The sequence below is a fragment of the Luteimonas qiangzhengi genome, from assembly GCF_039548515.1.
Lineage (GTDB): Bacteria > Pseudomonadota > Gammaproteobacteria > Xanthomonadales > Xanthomonadaceae > Luteimonas.
In genome coordinates this window covers 445,317-460,290 of sequence record NZ_JBCLVE010000002.1, presented here as the reverse complement: position 1 = coordinate 460,290, position 14,974 = coordinate 445,317, and the positions used below count along the sequence as shown (strand labels likewise).

The following is a 14,974-nucleotide window of genomic DNA, read 5'->3' as shown; positions in this document are numbered from 1 at the left end:
CCCCCCCCCCCCCCCCCCCCCCCCCCCCTCCCCCCCCCCCCCCCCCCCCCCCCCCCCCCCCCCCCCCCCCCCCCCCCCCCCCCCCCCCCCCCCCCCCCCCCCCCGCTCCTACACGGGTTGGCAGGAGGGGCAGAGGTAGAGGCGGCGCGAGCCCACCATGGTCCGTTCAATCGGAGTGCCGCAGGCGGGGCAGGGCTGGCCGGCGCGGGCGAAGACCTGGAAACGAAAGCCGTCCGCCGTGTCAGCCAGATAGTCGCTGCGCATGCCATCGGCCTGGTGGATGCCGCGGGTGGAATAGCTCAGGCGGGGGATATCCAGCAGGACCCGTGCCAGTCGAGTGATCGGCTCGGCAGAGAGGTCCTTCGGTCGGCGTTTGGGATGCAGCCCGGCCGCAAACAGCACTTCGGCGCGCAGGTAATTGCCCATGCCGGCCAAAAAGCGCTGATCAAGCAGCAGGCTGCCGAGTGAGCGGCCGCGGAAGGAGGGCATCTGCAGCCGGGCAGCTACGGTGGCAACGTCAACATCCGGATCCAATATGTCCGGCCCCAAGCCGCGCAGGAACGGGTGTGATTCCACTTCATCATCCGGCCACATCGTTACGTCCGAGGCCGAATACAGCAGGAGGGCGGTGTCCGCGGTCTCCAGCGCCACGCGCAGTGAGCGGCTGGTTTCCGGACGCTCGCCCGCGCCGGCGATCTTCCACACCCCGTAGAGCTGGTTGTGGCTGTACATGGTCCAGCCGTGATCGAAGCGGGTCAGCAGGGCCTTGCCGCGTGCGGTGATCGACAGGATCCGGCGACCTGCCAGGTCTGTCTCGAAGCGCTTGAGCTGGGGAAACGCAAACTGCGCGCGGACCAGCGGCCGGCCCACAACGGCCTCGGCCAGGCGGTCGGCAGTGCGTCGTATTTCAGGACCTTCGGGCATCGCAGGTCAGATCGAGCGGGTGCGACCCCCGTCCACGGCCAGGCTGACGCCGTTGACGTAGGCTGCGGCGGGCGAGCACAGGAAGGCGATCACGCCGCCGGTCTCGTTCGGGTTGGCGAAGCGTCCCGCCGGCACCTGCGCCTGCATGGCGTCACGCACCTCGGCCTCGCTGCGGCCCTCGCGGGCGGTGCGGTCGCGGACGATCTGGGCGATGCGGCCGGTTTCGGTGAAGCCGGGCAGCACGTTGTTGACGGTGATGCCGTCGGCGGCCAGTTCACCGGCCAGGGTCTTGGCCCAGGAAGCCACCGCGCCGCGGATGGTGTTGGACACGCCCAGCCCGGGGATCGGCTCGCGCACCGAGGTGGAGATCACGTTGATGATCCGGCCCCAGCCGGCCGCGCGCATGCCCGGCAGCACGGCCTGCAGCAGCACCTGGTTGGCGAGCACGTGGCGGCGGAAGCCGTCTTCGAACGCCTGCAGATCAGCCGCGTGCAGCGGGCCCCCCGGTGGGCCGCCGGTGTTGTTGACCAGGATGTGGACCGGGCTGCGCGCCACTACCGCCGCAGCGGCCCGAGCCAGCCCAGCAGTATCGCTGGTGTCGGCCACCGCCACGGCGTGGCCGCGATCGGCCCCACCGGCCAGTCCGGAAACCACTTCGCGCAGCACGCTTTCGCGCCGCGACAGCACGGTGACGGTGGCGCCAAGTTCGGCCAGTTCCTCCGCCGTGGCGCGGCCGATGCCTTCCGACGCGCCACAGACCAGGGCGTGACGGCCGGAGAGATTCAGGTCCATGCGGTGGCTCCTGTGCAATACGGGAAAGTCATCAGGCGCGGGCGCCAAGCTTGTGGATCATCTTCGGGCGCAGGGAGTCGTCGGTCTCGCCCCGGGGCGGGGCCAGTTCGGACAGGCTGAAGCCGCGCGCCAGCGCATCGTCTTCATCCAGGCCGTCCCAGCCCACGAATTCGGCGTCCATCAGGGCGGCGCGGGCGGTGTCTTCGCTGTCATAGGCCAGGGTATTGCCGTCGCTGTCGAAGACCTCGGCGGTGCCGGCTTCGCGCACCCGCAGGCGGGCCCAGACAATGGTGCGGCCCAGCGTGGCCAGCCACCATTCGGTGTAGGAGGGAGAAGCGGGGTCGCGCGGGATGATCATGCCAGGGCCCAGTACAGTGAAACGGCGGTCGAGACGATCCCGAACAGCGTTGTGAACAACGCGATGCGTGCGGGCGTCGCCAGACCGGTGAAGTCGCGATCCGGCGACTGCCGGTATTCACCGGACAGCAGCCAGCGCAGCGCCGAAGGTTTCAGGAAGGCGCCTTCGCCCAGTTGCTCGCGCAGCGCCGGATGGCGGTCGCGCAGGTGCACCAGCGACAGCGGCCAGAAGATCACGAAGGCGGTCAGACCGCCGATCGTGACACCGAGAAAACACAGGGCGAGAAACAGGGGCATCGGGATCCGTACTCAGGCAGCGTCCGGTCAGAATTCGGCGTGGCCGGGGGCGCGCGGGTAGGGGATGGCATCGCGGATGTTGGACAGTCCGCACACGTACACCACCAGCCGCTCGAAACCGAGGCCAAAGCCGGCATGCGGCACCGTACCGTAGCGGCGGAAATCGCGGTACCAGTCGTAGCGCTCGCGATCCAGACCCATCTGGTCCATGCGCGCGTCCAGCATGTCCAGCCGTTCCTCGCGCTGGCTGCCGCCGATGATCTCGCCGATGCCCGGTGCCAGCACGTCCAGCGCGGCCACGGTGCGGCCATCGTCGTTCAGGCGCATGTAGAAAGCTTTGATCTGCTCCGGGTAGTTGGTCACCACCACCGGCCGGCCAACGTGTACTTCGGTCAGCCAGCGCTCGTGTTCGGTCTGCAGATCCAGGCCCCATTCCACCGGGAAATCGAACTTGTGGCCCGAATCGCGGAGCAGCTTGATGGCCTCGTCATATTCAATGCGCTCGAAGGGCGCGTTGACGAAGCCCTCCAGGCGGGTCACCGCATCCTTCTGCACGCGCTCGGCAATGAAGGCCATGTCGTCGCCGCGCTCATCCAGCACCGCGCGGAACAGATACTTGAGGAACTCCTCCGACACCCGCGCGATCTCGGCCAGGTCGGCGAAGGCGATCTCCGGCTCGATCATCCAGAACTCGGCCAGATGGCGGGTGGTGTGGCTGTTTTCGGCGCGGAAGGTCGGGCCGAAGGTGTACACCTTGCTCATCGCCAGCGCGAACGCCTCGACGTTGAGCTGGCCGGACACCGTGAGGAAGGTTTCCTGGCCGAAGAAGTCGCGGCCGAAGTCCACCTTGCCGTCCTTGCCCATCGGCAGGTTGGCCATGTCCAGCGTGGAGACGCGGAACATCTGCCCGGCGCCTTCGGCGTCGGAGGTGGTGATGATCGGGGTGTTGACCCAGAAATAGCCGTTTTCGTGGAAATACCGGTGCGCGGCCTGGGCCAGACAGTGGCGGATCCGGGTCACCGCGCCGAACAGATTGGTACGCGGGCGCAGATGGGCGACCTCGCGCAGGAATTCCAGCGAATGGGCCTTGGGCTGGATCGGATACGTTTCCGGATCATCCACCCAGCCGACCACTTCCACCGCTTCGGCCTGGATCTCGAAGCTCTGGCCCTTGCCCTGCGAAGGCACCAGGGTGCCGCGGGCAATCACCGAGCAGCCGGCGCTCAGCCGCCGCACTTCCGTGTCGTAGTTGGACAGTGACTGCGGGGCCACCACCTGGATCGGGGCAAAGCCCGAGCCGTCACTGATATTGATGAAGCTCAGACCCGCCTTGGAGTCGCGCCGGGTGCGTACCCAGCCGCGAACCGTCACCTCGCCGCCCTCGGGGACTTTGCCCGCAAGCGCCTGCGCCACGCTGACCGTCGTCATGCCTTGAATTCCGGATTTGATGAACAGATGAACAAGGCGGCAAGTGTACCGGAGCCCGAAAAGGTAGAATCGAGCCATGACCATCAAGCTATCTTCCGCCGCCCTGGACAGGGTCCAGCGTTTCCTCGCTTCCAACCCGGCTGCCCTTGGCATGCGCTTCGGGGTGGAGCGGACCGGCTGTTCCGGCTGGGGCTACGTGGTTGACCTTGCCCATGAGCAGCGCGACGGTGATCAGGTCATCGAGCAGGACGACGTGCGCATCTATATCGATGCCGACAGCTTCCCGCTGGTGGCCGGCACCCGGATCGATTTCTCCCGCCAGGGGTTGAACGAGCAGTTCACTTTCGAGAACCCCAAATCCGCCGGCGCATGTGGCTGCGGCGAGAGCTTCACCACCGACGCCGAGCGCATGGCCTGAGGCCAATCGTTTCCTTCACCGGGCGGGTAGTAATCCGGCCTGGAAATCCGTCATAATGTGCGGCTCGCCCTGGCATTGGCCCGGGGCGGGTGCTTGCTCCACCGCGTCCACACCGGGCGTCGGGGGGCTGTCTGGCCTGGCGGGCTGTGCTCGGGGCCGATAACCGAAAGGAAAAACGCATGCGTCACTATGAAATCGTGTTCCTGGTCCATCCGGACCAGAGCGAGCAGGTGCCGGCGATGATCGAGCGCTACACCACCCTCATCGAGGGCGGTGAGGGCAAGATCCATCGTCTGGAAGATTGGGGCCGCCGCCAGCTGGCCTATCCGATCGACAACCTGGTCAAGGCCCATTACGTGCTGATCAACGTGGAATGCGGCCAGGCCGTGCTCGACGAGCTGGTCGAGACCTTCCGCTTCAATGACGCGATCCTGCGCCACATGGTGATCCGTCGCGAAGAGGCGGTCACCGAGCAGTCGCTGATCATGAAGAACAAGGACGACAAGGGCGATCGTGGCACCGACCGACCGGAGCGTGGCGAACGCCGCCGCCGTGACGACGAAGCCGATACCGACACCAAGTCTGATGACGCGGATGATGAAGACGGCGACGACAGCGCCGACGACACGTCCGACGACAAGTCCGCCTGAGGAGCACACCCATGTCCAAGTTCTTCCGCCGCCGCAAGTTCTGCAAGTTCACCGCCGAGGGCGTGGTCGAGATCGATTACAAGGATCTCAACACCCTGCGCCAGAACATCACCGAGACCGGCAAGATCGTCCCGGCCCGGATCACCGGCACCAAGTCGAAGTACCAGCGCCAGCTGGCCACCGCGGTCAAGCGCGCGCGCTACCTGGCCCTGATTCCGTACACCGACAACCACAACGTCTGATCGAGTCCCTTCGGACAGCGAACCCGTTGCGGCGCGGCTTCCGCGTCGCTAACGAATTGGGAGCAATTCAATGCAAGTCATTCTGCTGCAGAAAATCGCCAAGCTCGGCGACCTTGGCGACAAGGTTTCCGTGAAGCCCGGCTACGGCCGCAACTACCTGGTCCCGCAGGGCAAGGCCGTGCCGGCAACCGCCGCCAACCTGGCCGAGTTCGAGACCAAGCGCGCCGAGTACGAAGCCAAGGCCAAGGCCACCCACGAAGAGGCGTTCGCCCGCCTGGCAAAGCTGGAGGATGTGACCCTGTCCATCCGCGCCAACGCTTCGCCGGAAGGCAAGCTGTATGGTTCGATTGGCCCGCGCGATATCGCCGACGCCCTGACCGCCCAGCTTGGGGTCGAGTTCGAGAAGTCCGAGGTGGTGATGGGTGAAGGCCCGTTCCGCCTGATCGGCGAGAACGAGGTCGTGGTGCATCTGCACGCCGACGTCGAAACCACCGTCAAGGTGGTGATCGAGCCCGAATCGGCTGTCTGATTCACTGCGCCCGCGCAGTTGATCAAACGGGCGTCCTACGGGGCGCCCGTTTTTTTTGCCGGGCGCACATGAATCCGGACTTATCCACAGCTTGCCCCGTAGCGGATCCACAGGATGAGGCCCTACGATGACTGACATGCAGCCGCCCCGGCCCGGGTGACTGCTTATTTCGAGGAGTTCCATCGCACATGCCAGTCCGTCCAGAGCGTCATTCTTTCTCCCAGGAGCCGCGCGGCGAGGGTCGCATCGACCAGCTGCGTGTGCCGCCCCAGTCGATCGAGGCCGAGCAGGCAGTGCTGGGTGGACTGATGCTGGCGCCCGACGCCTTCGACCGGGTCGTGGACCTGCTGGTGGTGGAGGATTTCTACCGCCGCGACCATCGGCTGATCTACCGGGCAATCCGTGAGCTGGCTGAGCGCGACCGGCCATTCGATGCCGTCACCCTTGGCGAGTGGTTCGATTCCCAGGGCCTGGCAGGGGAGGTGGCCGGCGGCGCCTATCTGGTGGAGCTGGCCAACACCACGGCCTCGGCCGCCAACATCAAGGCCTATGCGGAAATCGTCCGCGACAAGGCGGTGCTGCGGCAGCTGATCGAGGTGGGGACGGGGATCGTCAATGACGGCTTCCAGCCCGAAGGGCGGGAGAGTGATGAGATCCTGGCCAAGGCCGAGCAGCAGGTTTTCGCCATCGCCGAAGCCGGTGCGCGGGGCCGCGCGGACTTCACTCCGGTCAACCAGGCCATGGCCGAAGCCTTCGATATCCTGCAGACCCGTTTCGCCAGCGGCGAAGGAATCACCGGGCTGCCCACCGGCTACGATGAATTCGACGAGATGACCGCCGGTCTCCAGAACACCGACCTGCTGATCCTCGCGGCTCGCCCGGCCATGGGCAAGACCACCCTCGCGCTCAACATCGCCGAGTACGCGGCGCTGAAGACCAAGAAGGCGGTGGCGGTGTTCTCGATGGAGATGTCCGCCAGCCAGCTCGCCCTGCGTTTGATTTCATCCAACGGGCGGGTCAACGCGACGCGACTGCGGACCGGCCAGCTCGAGGACGAGGACTGGAGCCGGGTGACCAGCGCGATCCGCATGCTCAAGGAGTCGAAGATCTTCATCGACGACACCCCGGCGCTGTCGCCCGACGTGCTGCGTGCCAAGGCCCGCCGGCTCAAGCGCGAACACGACCTGGGCCTGATCGTGATCGACTACCTGCAGCTGATGGCGGTGCCCGGCAACAACGAGAATCGGGCCACCGAAATCTCCGAGATCTCGCGCTCGCTCAAAGCCCTGGCCAAGGAGCTGAACCTGCCGGTGATTGCCTTGTCCCAGCTCAACCGCGGACTGGAGTCGCGCACCGACAAGCGCCCGATCATGGCCGACCTGCGTGAGTCGGGCGCCATCGAGCAGGACGCGGACATCATCATCTTCATTTACCGCGATGAGTACTACAACAAGGAAAACTCGCCGGACAAGGGACTGGCCGAGATCATCATCGGCAAACAGCGAAACGGGCCCACCGGGTCATTCAAGCTCAAATTTTTCGGTGAATACACGCGCTTCGACAATCTGGCCCACGATTCGGTCGGCAGTTTCGAATCCTGAACGGGCGCGTACAGCAAGCTGAATGGGAGTGGACTGCGGCCGGGCCTGTCACCCGAAGAGCACGGGCGACTGGGTAGGATTCGCGCATCGGGTTGTACGTGTACCTGCGCCACGTGGGGTCACCGCATCCCGAGAACCACTTTCCCAAGGAGCAAAATAATGAGCAAACTCGCAACTGCAGGCCTGAGCGCGGCGCTGGCGGGAGCCCTGATGCTGGGCGGCTGTGCCACCTATACCGGCCAGACGACAGATCCCAACGATCCCAACCGTACCCGCACCGGCGCTCTCGTAGGCGCGGGCATTGGTGCAGTGGCCGGTCTGCTCAGCGGCTCTGATGCCACCGAGCGCCGCCAGCACGCCATGATCGGCGCCGGCGCAGGCGCGCTGGCCGGTGGTGCGGTAGGCGTCTACCAGGACCGCCAGGAAGCCGAGCTGCGCCGCCAGATGGCCGGTACCGGCGTGGATGTGCACCGCGATGGCGACAACATCACCCTGAACATGCCGGGCGCGATCACCTTCGGTTTCGACCGCGACGACGTGCAGGCGCAGTTCTATCCGGTGCTGAACAACCTGGCCGGCACGCTGCGCGAATATGACCAGACCATCATCGAAGTGGCCGGTCATACCGACAACGTCGGCGCCGCCGCCTACAACCAGCAGCTGTCCGAGCGTCGTGCCCAGTCAGTGGCCAACTACATGGCCGGGCAGGGCGTGAACCAGCAGCGGATGATCACTGTTGGTGCGGGCCTGACCCGACCGATCGCCGACAACAGCACCGAAGCCGGCCGCGCGCAGAACCGCCGCGTGGAAATCACCCTGGTTCCGATCCAGGGCTGATTCCCTGCTGTCACGCTGGTAAAACGACAAGGCTGCTGCGATGCAGCCCTGTCCATTTGTGGCGGACGCCGGGTCAATCCCCGGCGCTGAAACGAAAAAGGCCACCTTGAAGAAGGTGGCCTTTTCGCTGATTGCTCAGATGATTGGTGGGGTGGCGTCCCTACACATAGCGCCATAACCCATTGAATATGCGAGAGATAACGCAATTCGATTATCTCTGTTACCGCCAAACCTACCGTTCGTAGGTGCCGAAGCCCGCAAAAGACAGCGCCCCGCCAGGGGGAGCGGGGCGCTGGTGCAGTCACGCGGAGGACCCGACGCCTGCACTGCCGGTGTTTTTGTCGACACCGCCGGCTGGTCGAGGTGGCGAAGCGGAGCCACCACACGTGAGGTGCCTGCCCCACGCTCCGGCCGCCATCAGGCAGCCGGATGTTTCGGGAGATGTCACCTCCACAAAGTGGAAGTGACGACCGGTCAGGCTTCGACCGGAACCTTCACGATGCCGCGCCAATCGGTGAAGGCTGCGGTGACCACGTGGCGCACCTTCCAGGCTTTCACGTCGCGGTCGAATTCGTTCTGCTCTTCCACCTGCGGCACGCCGTTATCCGCCTGCAGGCCGGCCACCTCCAGTGTGTCGATCTGGTTCGGCGATGCGGCCACGTAGAAGGCGTCCGGCTCCAGCCGAGGCTCGACCACCAGCTGCAGGCCGCCAACCCAGCCGGCGGTCATGGCGGCATCGGCGCCGGTCGCCAGGCCGCGCGTGCTGGCCAGCAGCAGCTGCTCTGCCGCCATCTCCAGCTCCGCCGGCACGATGAGGAAGCGCGGCTGCAGGTTCAGCACGCCGCCGCCTTTGGCCTTCTGCCTGCGCAGCAGAGTGCGGGCCAGTGACAGCGATACCGCGTCGAGGCCGTCGACCTGCGCCGTCAGGTTCGCGTGGTCGGCATGGAACAGCGCCGCGCCGTCCTGCATGGTCGGGCCATCGCCATCATTGGCGGCAAACAGGCCATAGACCAGGTCCGCCTCCTTGCGCCGTGCCGCCGCCCCCATCGCCTGCGGGATGCGGACGAACGCGCCGAGGTCATCGTTTACCAGGGCTTCCCAGGTGAGTCGGATCTGTACCCCGTACTTGGCGACTGCAAACTGCGCGGCGTCTTCGTCGAGCGCGCCGTGCTTGTACTCGCCGCCCTCCGGGATGAACAGCAGGTCGGGTGCGGAACTCAGCAGGGCGCGCGTCTGGGACTTGAAGTCTTCGACCAGGCTGCGCCGGGTCCACAGCGAATGGCTCTGCGGATCCTCTTCGAAGCCCTGCCGCAGCGACTTGCCGAGCGCATTGCCGAGGATGGTCGGGAAGTCCGAGGTCGTCATTGCGGCGCGGATGGCGCCCACGCGGTCGAGCTGGCGGTAATCCTTGCCGGAACGGCGCAGGCATGCGCGCGCCAGCTCGCCGGTGTCCATGGTCATGAAGTCGCGCATCGCCGCGTGCGGCTTGGCGATCTGGACGCCGGCACGCGCCACCAGGGCGTCGGCAGCGGCGCCGATGAAGTCCGCGCCGCTCTGCGTGGGGTTGGCCAGCGCGCCAGCCGGAGCATTGAGGGGTTCGCGTCCGGCGGCGAGCACTTCCAGCGCCCGCTGTCCGAAGACCTCGAAGGAGGTGCCTTCATCGATGCACTGTTCGGCCAGGCGGGCCATCACCTGGTCACTGGGATTTGAGCGCACCGTGGCGCGGATCTGTTGCACGCGGTGGCGCTCGGCGGCGATGACTTCGGCACGCTGCGCGGCGGAGACTTGCGAAGCGGCGGACGGGGAAGGCGCGTTGTCAGGCATGAAAGTTTCTCCGGAAGCGAGCGCGCGCAGGCTTGCCGCGATGCGGGCTGGCGCGCGGTTGATGAAACGGGGGAGGGCGTCGCGAAGCGAGGCCGCAATCGGGAACTCGGCCGGCTCGTTGGCAGCGGTTTCGACCAGGTCTGCAAATCCGGCGTCGACTGCCTCTTCGGCAGTGAACCAGTGGTCTTCGCCGTCATCCAGCAAGGCCCGCATTTCTGCGACCGGACGGCCGGACTTGCTCGCATAGGCTTCCGCCATGGTCGCCGCCCACGCGTCGAGCTGTGTCGCGAACCCGCGCAGCTCAGCGGCGTTGCCGCCGGCCGATTGCGTCCAGGGCGCGTGGATCATCATCAGCGAGGCCGGCGGCATCCGCACCTCGTCACCGGCCATGGCGATCACGCTCGCGATGCTCGCGGCGATCCCGTCGACCGTCACGATCTTGCGCGCAGGATGCCGCCGCAGGCCGTTGTATATCGCCAGACCATCGGCCACCGAGCCGCCGCAGCTATTCAGGTGAACATTGATTTCCGAGACCTCATCTGGAAGCGAGGCCAGCTGTCGCGCGACTGCGGCGCCGGTGACCGATTCGACGGCGAATGAGTCCCCGATGTCGCCATAGATCAGCAGCTCAGCGGAAGCGTTGGGGCGCTGGCGCAGTTGCATCACAGGGGTGGATTGGTGTCGTGGCATGCAAACCCTCCTGGTTCGCCTCCACTGTCCGCATGATCCACTGCAATCGCTACTCGACCGATTGCACCTGCGCACCCAGGATGGTGAAGAGGCGGCGCCGCTTGGGGATAGCCATCACCAGGCGCGCCCGGTGTACCGCCCCGCGCAACGTGCCAGGCTCCGGATCAGCGCAGCTGTATCGGTGCCAGCACCGCTCTAGCGCGGCAGCTTCGCGCTCGATTGCTTCGACCTGGTTGGCAACGGACCCGCCGGCGATCTGGCCGGCACGCCGCAGCAGTTCATCACGGCGTGCTCGCTGATAGTCGGCATAGACCTGCGACACCAGTCGCGCTTCGACCCACTCCGCAAGGTCAAGCGGCAGCGGCCGCCCGGCTTGCGCATGGGCACGGAAGCGGCCGAGCTGGTCGGGGAAGGTGGCGCGCATCAATGCACCAAGGTATCCGCGGTGCCGGCCAGGCAACGATCCACCCAGGCGCGTACCTCCGGCGTGGCCGGGAGACTGTGACCGGAGGCGTTCAGCAAGGCGGCGAACATTGGGAAGTCGATCGGCGCGGATATCGACCACAACCGCTCCGCTACCACGTACAGAAATCCCGCGCGGGTCTCCGGGTCATACGACACCAGGGCGCCGCCATCGCTGGTCGCCACAGTGCGTTCCGGGTCGCGAAAAAATGTCGGGTCTGGCAGTCGGGGCAGACGGGCGTTAATCCTCTTCATCAAGGGTCTCCTGATCTGTATCACGCGAATCGTTTTGAGCTGGCTCCATGACATATCTGATGGCCATTGAAGAGAGCATGGTCCGAGCTTCGTCGGGGTGGACCGGCCCGAAATCGAACGCGTCGATGATCATGGCCACCAACCTATCGAGCCGCTTCGCCAGCTCTTCTTTCGGCACCGCATTCGCCGCTGCGGCCTCCAGCGACTGAATCCGCGCGCGTAATTCGGCATGCGTGGCAGTGGCCCCCTTCAATATGCGGGCTTGCATGCGGGCGGGGTCTACGTGGTCCAGGTATTGCCTGGTCGCTATCGCTGGATCCAACAGGCCGTCCGGCCCCAGCGTGACCCAACCCTTTTTGATCCACTTCGACACCGCCTGCCGGCTGACGCTGCACATGGTCGCGAACCGGGCAGGGGTTACCCGCATCTTCACCAGGTCTGCGGGGTCGAAGGGCAGGGTTGACGACTGCCCGGAGCCGTGGCCTGAACGTGTGGAGTCAGTGGCCATGTCAGCCTGGGAACCGGAACCGGAACCAAAGTTCAGGGCCACTATCTACACGGTCTTTGCGGCTCTGCCACCCGCATGTGCCACGACTCCAGGAGTACCTTGGCGGGGGTGGCGTATGGCTATGGGCCGGAATTTCCGTCATGTCCGTCATTTGCGTACAACTATCTGAAAGCATTGAGGAATCTTCGGAATCGTTTGCGACATTCACCGTCATCTTTGGGTCATGGATGACGCAGCGTGACGCAACGATGACGCAAGAGAATTCAGAGAATCCCTTGTCCTGCCTAGCTAAATGACGCAATGACGCAAATGACGATAAATTCTTAAAGGGTTTGTTTTTCATTGGTTGGTCTCGCTTTCCTGTTTCGCCGCCGCCTGGCGGAGTAAGCGAATCTCTCGCGCCGCTGAAGTCCGGTTGTACTCGCGGGCAATCCCTGCCGACCTAAGCGCCGGGCCCAGCCTGGTGAGAGTTGCGGACAGGGCGCGGGGCACCTTCGGCCACTGCCGGCTGCGTTGGTCGTTGGCGTCGGCGAGGTCGCGGAGACTGGCGAGCAACTCGCTTGCAGTGCCGCGCCATTCAGTGCGCGCCGCCATGAACTCCACAACCGCGCGGCCCACTGGCGAGCTGTCCAAGCCTTGCTGCAGGCCGGCATCCTGATTCGCACGGTAAGCCGCCAGGAAGTCGCTGGTCTTGAAGCCAAGGGTCGTCATGCCAGCCGCCGCCCATTGGGCGAAGTCCGCCATGCGTGGCATGGGGTCCAGCTTGACGTGCTCGTGCGTGGCCACGCAGGTACCCAGCGCCGAAAGGATTGCGCCAAAGATCGCCGGTGCATCGGCGTCGAAGTCGCGCAACAGCTTTGCCTCGGGCAACACGCGCTGCACGGGCTCCAGCTCTACATGGATGCCACGCTGCGCCAAGTCGGGCCGGGTGGCCAGCTCCTCGATACCGTTCATCACAACGGGGCGCTGCACTTCGACCAGTGTTTCGTCGAGGTTGGAGAACAAGGTGCGTTCGCTGATAGCGCCGCCGGTGGAGATTCGGCAGAGCGTGTCGCTCAGCTCCGGTGGGAGCCACGACAGGTTATCCAGGCACAGTAGCCAAGTATTGATGGCAGCAACCAGCACGTCCCGTGGTTCCTTCGGTGGCTGGCGAAGGGGCGCCGCGGATGGATCAATCAGGCGTTTCAGCAGGCGCGAGAACGTGGACTTACCGGTGCCTTGCTCGCCGGAGACCATCAGCAAGGGGTAGGGCCCTCGCGGCTTGAAAGCGCCAAGGATGAAAGCGGCTACAAGCACCCGGTCCGCAGGGGCGACGTTGGCGTACTTCCAGAGCCGGGCGAACCCTTCCGCCGGAGCGACCGTCTCATCCGGAAGCGGTAGCGGCTTCATGCGGTGCGCTCTCCGGAAGGCCACGTCGCCGCCTTGCTTTACTTCCCAGCCAAGCGCGTCCACATGGATCTCCGACCACTCCGGGTCGCCGCGGTCAATGACCAGTGCATCTTCGTCCTGAGCGGTCCGCAGCCACACCGTTCGCAGGTCGCCAGCAAAGCGCGCCTGAGCGGACAATGTGTCGATCGCGTCGACCATCGCGTTGCGGCTGCAGCCTTTCGCCGCGATGCCGTAATACTCCGCTGCCAAGTGTTCGCGGTATCCCTTTGACTCGACAGCGTGCACCTCCATGTGACCGCCATGCATCAGCTGCGCGTAAGTGTCGCCGCCTGGATCACGGAACAGCTTGTGTCGCCGGCCGATCTCCAGAAGGACATCTGCTTGCGGCCGCTTCCGGCCTTCGGCGTCATACAGACTGATTTGCAAGGCATCGTTTGCTGCTTCCTCCGGCACCGTTCCGCTGCCGTCGATGACCGTCATTTTTTTGCGCGCCGCTCGCTTGCGGGCGCTTTCCTTTGACGGTGCTTCACTCATCGGATTCATCCACCCGCTGCCAGCCGCCGCTCATCTCCATGGTGTGCAGCACCAGGTCTAGATGCTCCATGGAGGCAGTCGCCAGGCGCTGGGCCACCTCATCCTGCTCCTTGGCAGACCTAGTCCGGTTCTTGCACTCTCTCGCCGCGCGTTGATGCGCGCTCATCAGCAGCCGCATCGTGCCTCTCACGCCGAAAAGGTACTGATACCAAGCGGCGGTCATGGGCTTACCACGCATGTCGGCCAGCCTCAGTTCCTTACGGGGTCCGGTCATTGGTCGCTCTCCTGGCCGGAAGCCTGTTCGAGCAACGCCTCAACAAGGCTGCTCATCACCTCGACAGCGGTCATCAAGCCGTGCACCTGGTTCGCTTGCTGGCATGGGTCCAAATCATCGCCATTGCCTTCCGCAACAAGGCGGGCGGTCATGGCCACCTGACCCACGGATGAGTTCAGCGCATGGGCGTGGCGGATCATCTCGCCGCGGCTTTCAATGCCGGTGTCGAACTTGATGCCGATGCCGCGGTCATCAAAACAGATGCAATGAACTACCTCTTTTGCATTCATGCCGCAGCCCCTTCCGCGCAAAGCTGCTCGACGAGGCTCGCCAGCTTCTCCGCCAGCTCGCCAGCGCTGAGCTGTAGCCAACCAATGCGGTTGGCCAGCGCGAAGCGCTCATCTTCGTCGGTCGCCAGCGCCGCGCAGGCAATGGCATGGACGATCGAACTGATGACCGCAGCCGCCTTGCCACTGGCCCCGTATGCGGCCCCGGCTGTCCCGTCGGTAGGGCCCTTCTGGAAACGTTCATGGATGCTTGCGGCCAGGTCATTGGCCAAGCCGACCAGCTCGGATTCGCGGCTCTCAATCGTGCTGTCGCCAAACTCGTCCTGGATGATGCTGGTGAGGGCTGCGAGCTGCCTTGCTTCACGCAGGATGGCGGTAGTGGGAAGGGGGGATTGCTCAGTCATGGTGCGGTCTCCGTGGTGTTGGATGACCGCCGCCCCTGCATTGCGCAGAGGGTGGCGGACGACACGGGATTGGCGTACCGGCACAAGGCACCGGCGGGCCCGAAGGCCCTCCCGCATCGCCCGCCATGAACTGCGAACGTGCGTGTGCGCCCGCAATGCGGGCATGAAAAAAGCGCCTGCATCTTGGATGGGCGCTTGCGCGCCTTGTGATTCGGGACGCCAATCCCGGTTGCCGAAGTTGCGGCAACGCTTCGATATTGAGGCCATCGTGA

19 protein-coding genes are annotated in these 14,974 nt (G+C 65.2%); 6 read left to right on the top strand and 13 right to left on the bottom strand.

Translation table 11 applies throughout. The annotated features are described in order from the left end of the window. Positions 1-108: 108 nt before the first annotated feature. Genes nei through asnS form a run of 5 tightly spaced genes read right to left on the bottom strand, consistent with a single transcriptional unit; the run spans position 109 to position 3,798 of the window. Positions 109-924, bottom strand: coding sequence for an endonuclease VIII (gene nei, locus WCE59_RS02345; protein WP_343257081.1), 816 nt, complete (start codon positions 922-924; stop codon positions 109-111). Positions 925-930: 6 nt separating this feature from the next. Then, positions 931-1,716 carry an SDR family oxidoreductase gene (locus WCE59_RS02340; RefSeq protein ID WP_343257080.1) on the bottom strand — a complete coding sequence of 262 codons (786 nt, stop codon included), beginning with the start codon at positions 1,714-1,716 and terminating at the stop codon, positions 931-933. A gap of 31 nt (positions 1,717-1,747) precedes the next feature. Next, a complete protein-coding gene (locus WCE59_RS02335) occupies positions 1,748-2,074 on the bottom strand; it encodes a hypothetical protein (RefSeq protein WP_343257079.1) in 327 nt (108 codons plus the stop codon). After that, on the bottom strand, positions 2,071-2,370 hold the full coding sequence (locus WCE59_RS02330) for a hypothetical protein (RefSeq protein ID WP_343257078.1): 300 nt from the start codon (positions 2,368-2,370) through the stop codon (positions 2,071-2,073). Before WCE59_RS02330 ends, WCE59_RS02335 begins: the two co-directional genes overlap by 4 nt. 27 nt (positions 2,371-2,397) lie before the next feature. Then, the gene (gene asnS / locus WCE59_RS02325) at positions 2,398-3,798 is read right to left on the bottom strand and encodes an asparagine--tRNA ligase (protein ID WP_343257077.1); all 1,401 of its coding nucleotides are present in this window, start codon (positions 3,796-3,798) and stop codon (positions 2,398-2,400) included. Positions 3,799-3,874: 76 nt separating this feature from the next. Between asnS and WCE59_RS02320 the strand changes: the two genes are divergently transcribed. From WCE59_RS02320 to WCE59_RS02295, 6 genes are all read left to right on the top strand, one after another. Continuing rightward, positions 3,875-4,216 carry a HesB/IscA family protein gene (locus WCE59_RS02320; RefSeq protein ID WP_343257076.1) on the top strand — a complete coding sequence of 114 codons (342 nt, stop codon included), beginning with the start codon at positions 3,875-3,877 and terminating at the stop codon, positions 4,214-4,216. A gap of 179 nt (positions 4,217-4,395) precedes the next feature. Then, positions 4,396-4,866, top strand: a complete 471-nt coding sequence (gene rpsF / locus WCE59_RS02315) for a 30S ribosomal protein S6 (RefSeq protein WP_343257075.1) — start codon at positions 4,396-4,398, stop codon at positions 4,864-4,866. A gap of 11 nt (positions 4,867-4,877) precedes the next feature. Next, positions 4,878-5,108, top strand: coding sequence for a 30S ribosomal protein S18 (gene rpsR, locus WCE59_RS02310; protein ID WP_343257074.1), 231 nt, complete (start codon positions 4,878-4,880; stop codon positions 5,106-5,108). A 70-nt stretch (positions 5,109-5,178) separates the two neighbouring features. After that, positions 5,179-5,637 carry a 50S ribosomal protein L9 gene (rplI, locus tag WCE59_RS02305; RefSeq protein ID WP_343257073.1) on the top strand — a complete coding sequence of 153 codons (459 nt, stop codon included), beginning with the start codon at positions 5,179-5,181 and terminating at the stop codon, positions 5,635-5,637. A gap of 188 nt (positions 5,638-5,825) precedes the next feature. Further along, entirely contained in the window at positions 5,826-7,238 is a 1,413-nt protein-coding gene (locus WCE59_RS02300) for a replicative DNA helicase (protein WP_343257072.1), read from the top strand. Between the two features lie 159 nt (positions 7,239-7,397). Further along, positions 7,398-8,075, top strand: a complete 678-nt coding sequence (locus tag WCE59_RS02295) for an OmpA family protein (protein WP_343257071.1) — start codon at positions 7,398-7,400, stop codon at positions 8,073-8,075. A 474-nt stretch (positions 8,076-8,549) separates the two neighbouring features. Here the strand turns inward: WCE59_RS02295 and WCE59_RS02290 are convergent, their stop codons facing one another. From WCE59_RS02290 to WCE59_RS02255, 8 genes are all read right to left on the bottom strand, one after another. Beyond that, positions 8,550-10,589: a ClpP-like prohead protease/major capsid protein fusion protein gene (locus WCE59_RS02290; RefSeq protein WP_343257070.1), complete on the bottom strand. Its 2,040-nt coding sequence runs from the start codon at positions 10,587-10,589 to the stop codon at positions 8,550-8,552. Positions 10,590-10,638: 49 nt separating this feature from the next. Then, positions 10,639-11,013 (bottom strand): hypothetical protein, encoded by a 375-nt coding sequence (locus WCE59_RS02285; protein ID WP_343257069.1) that lies wholly within the window; start codon positions 11,011-11,013, stop codon positions 10,639-10,641. Continuing rightward, the gene (locus tag WCE59_RS02280) at positions 11,013-11,306 is read right to left on the bottom strand and encodes a hypothetical protein (protein WP_343257068.1); all 294 of its coding nucleotides are present in this window, start codon (positions 11,304-11,306) and stop codon (positions 11,013-11,015) included. The genes WCE59_RS02285 and WCE59_RS02280 overlap by 1 nt, the downstream gene beginning before the upstream one ends. Continuing rightward, positions 11,293-11,814 carry a hypothetical protein gene (locus WCE59_RS02275; RefSeq protein WP_343257067.1) on the bottom strand — a complete coding sequence of 174 codons (522 nt, stop codon included), beginning with the start codon at positions 11,812-11,814 and terminating at the stop codon, positions 11,293-11,295. Before WCE59_RS02275 ends, WCE59_RS02280 begins: the two co-directional genes overlap by 14 nt. Before the next feature lie 339 nt (positions 11,815-12,153). Continuing rightward, complete coding sequence (locus WCE59_RS02270) at positions 12,154-13,737, bottom strand: hypothetical protein (protein WP_343257066.1); 1,584 nt, start codon at positions 13,735-13,737, stop codon at positions 12,154-12,156. Beyond that, on the bottom strand, positions 13,730-14,011 hold the full coding sequence (locus tag WCE59_RS02265; protein ID WP_343257065.1) for a hypothetical protein: 282 nt from the start codon (positions 14,009-14,011) through the stop codon (positions 13,730-13,732). Before WCE59_RS02265 ends, WCE59_RS02270 begins: the two co-directional genes overlap by 8 nt. Then, positions 14,008-14,301 carry a hypothetical protein gene (locus WCE59_RS02260; protein WP_343257064.1) on the bottom strand — a complete coding sequence of 98 codons (294 nt, stop codon included), beginning with the start codon at positions 14,299-14,301 and terminating at the stop codon, positions 14,008-14,010. The genes WCE59_RS02265 and WCE59_RS02260 overlap by 4 nt, the downstream gene beginning before the upstream one ends. Beyond that, positions 14,298-14,702 carry a hypothetical protein gene (locus WCE59_RS02255; RefSeq protein ID WP_343257063.1) on the bottom strand — a complete coding sequence of 135 codons (405 nt, stop codon included), beginning with the start codon at positions 14,700-14,702 and terminating at the stop codon, positions 14,298-14,300. Before WCE59_RS02255 ends, WCE59_RS02260 begins: the two co-directional genes overlap by 4 nt. Positions 14,703-14,974 lie beyond the last annotated feature (272 nt).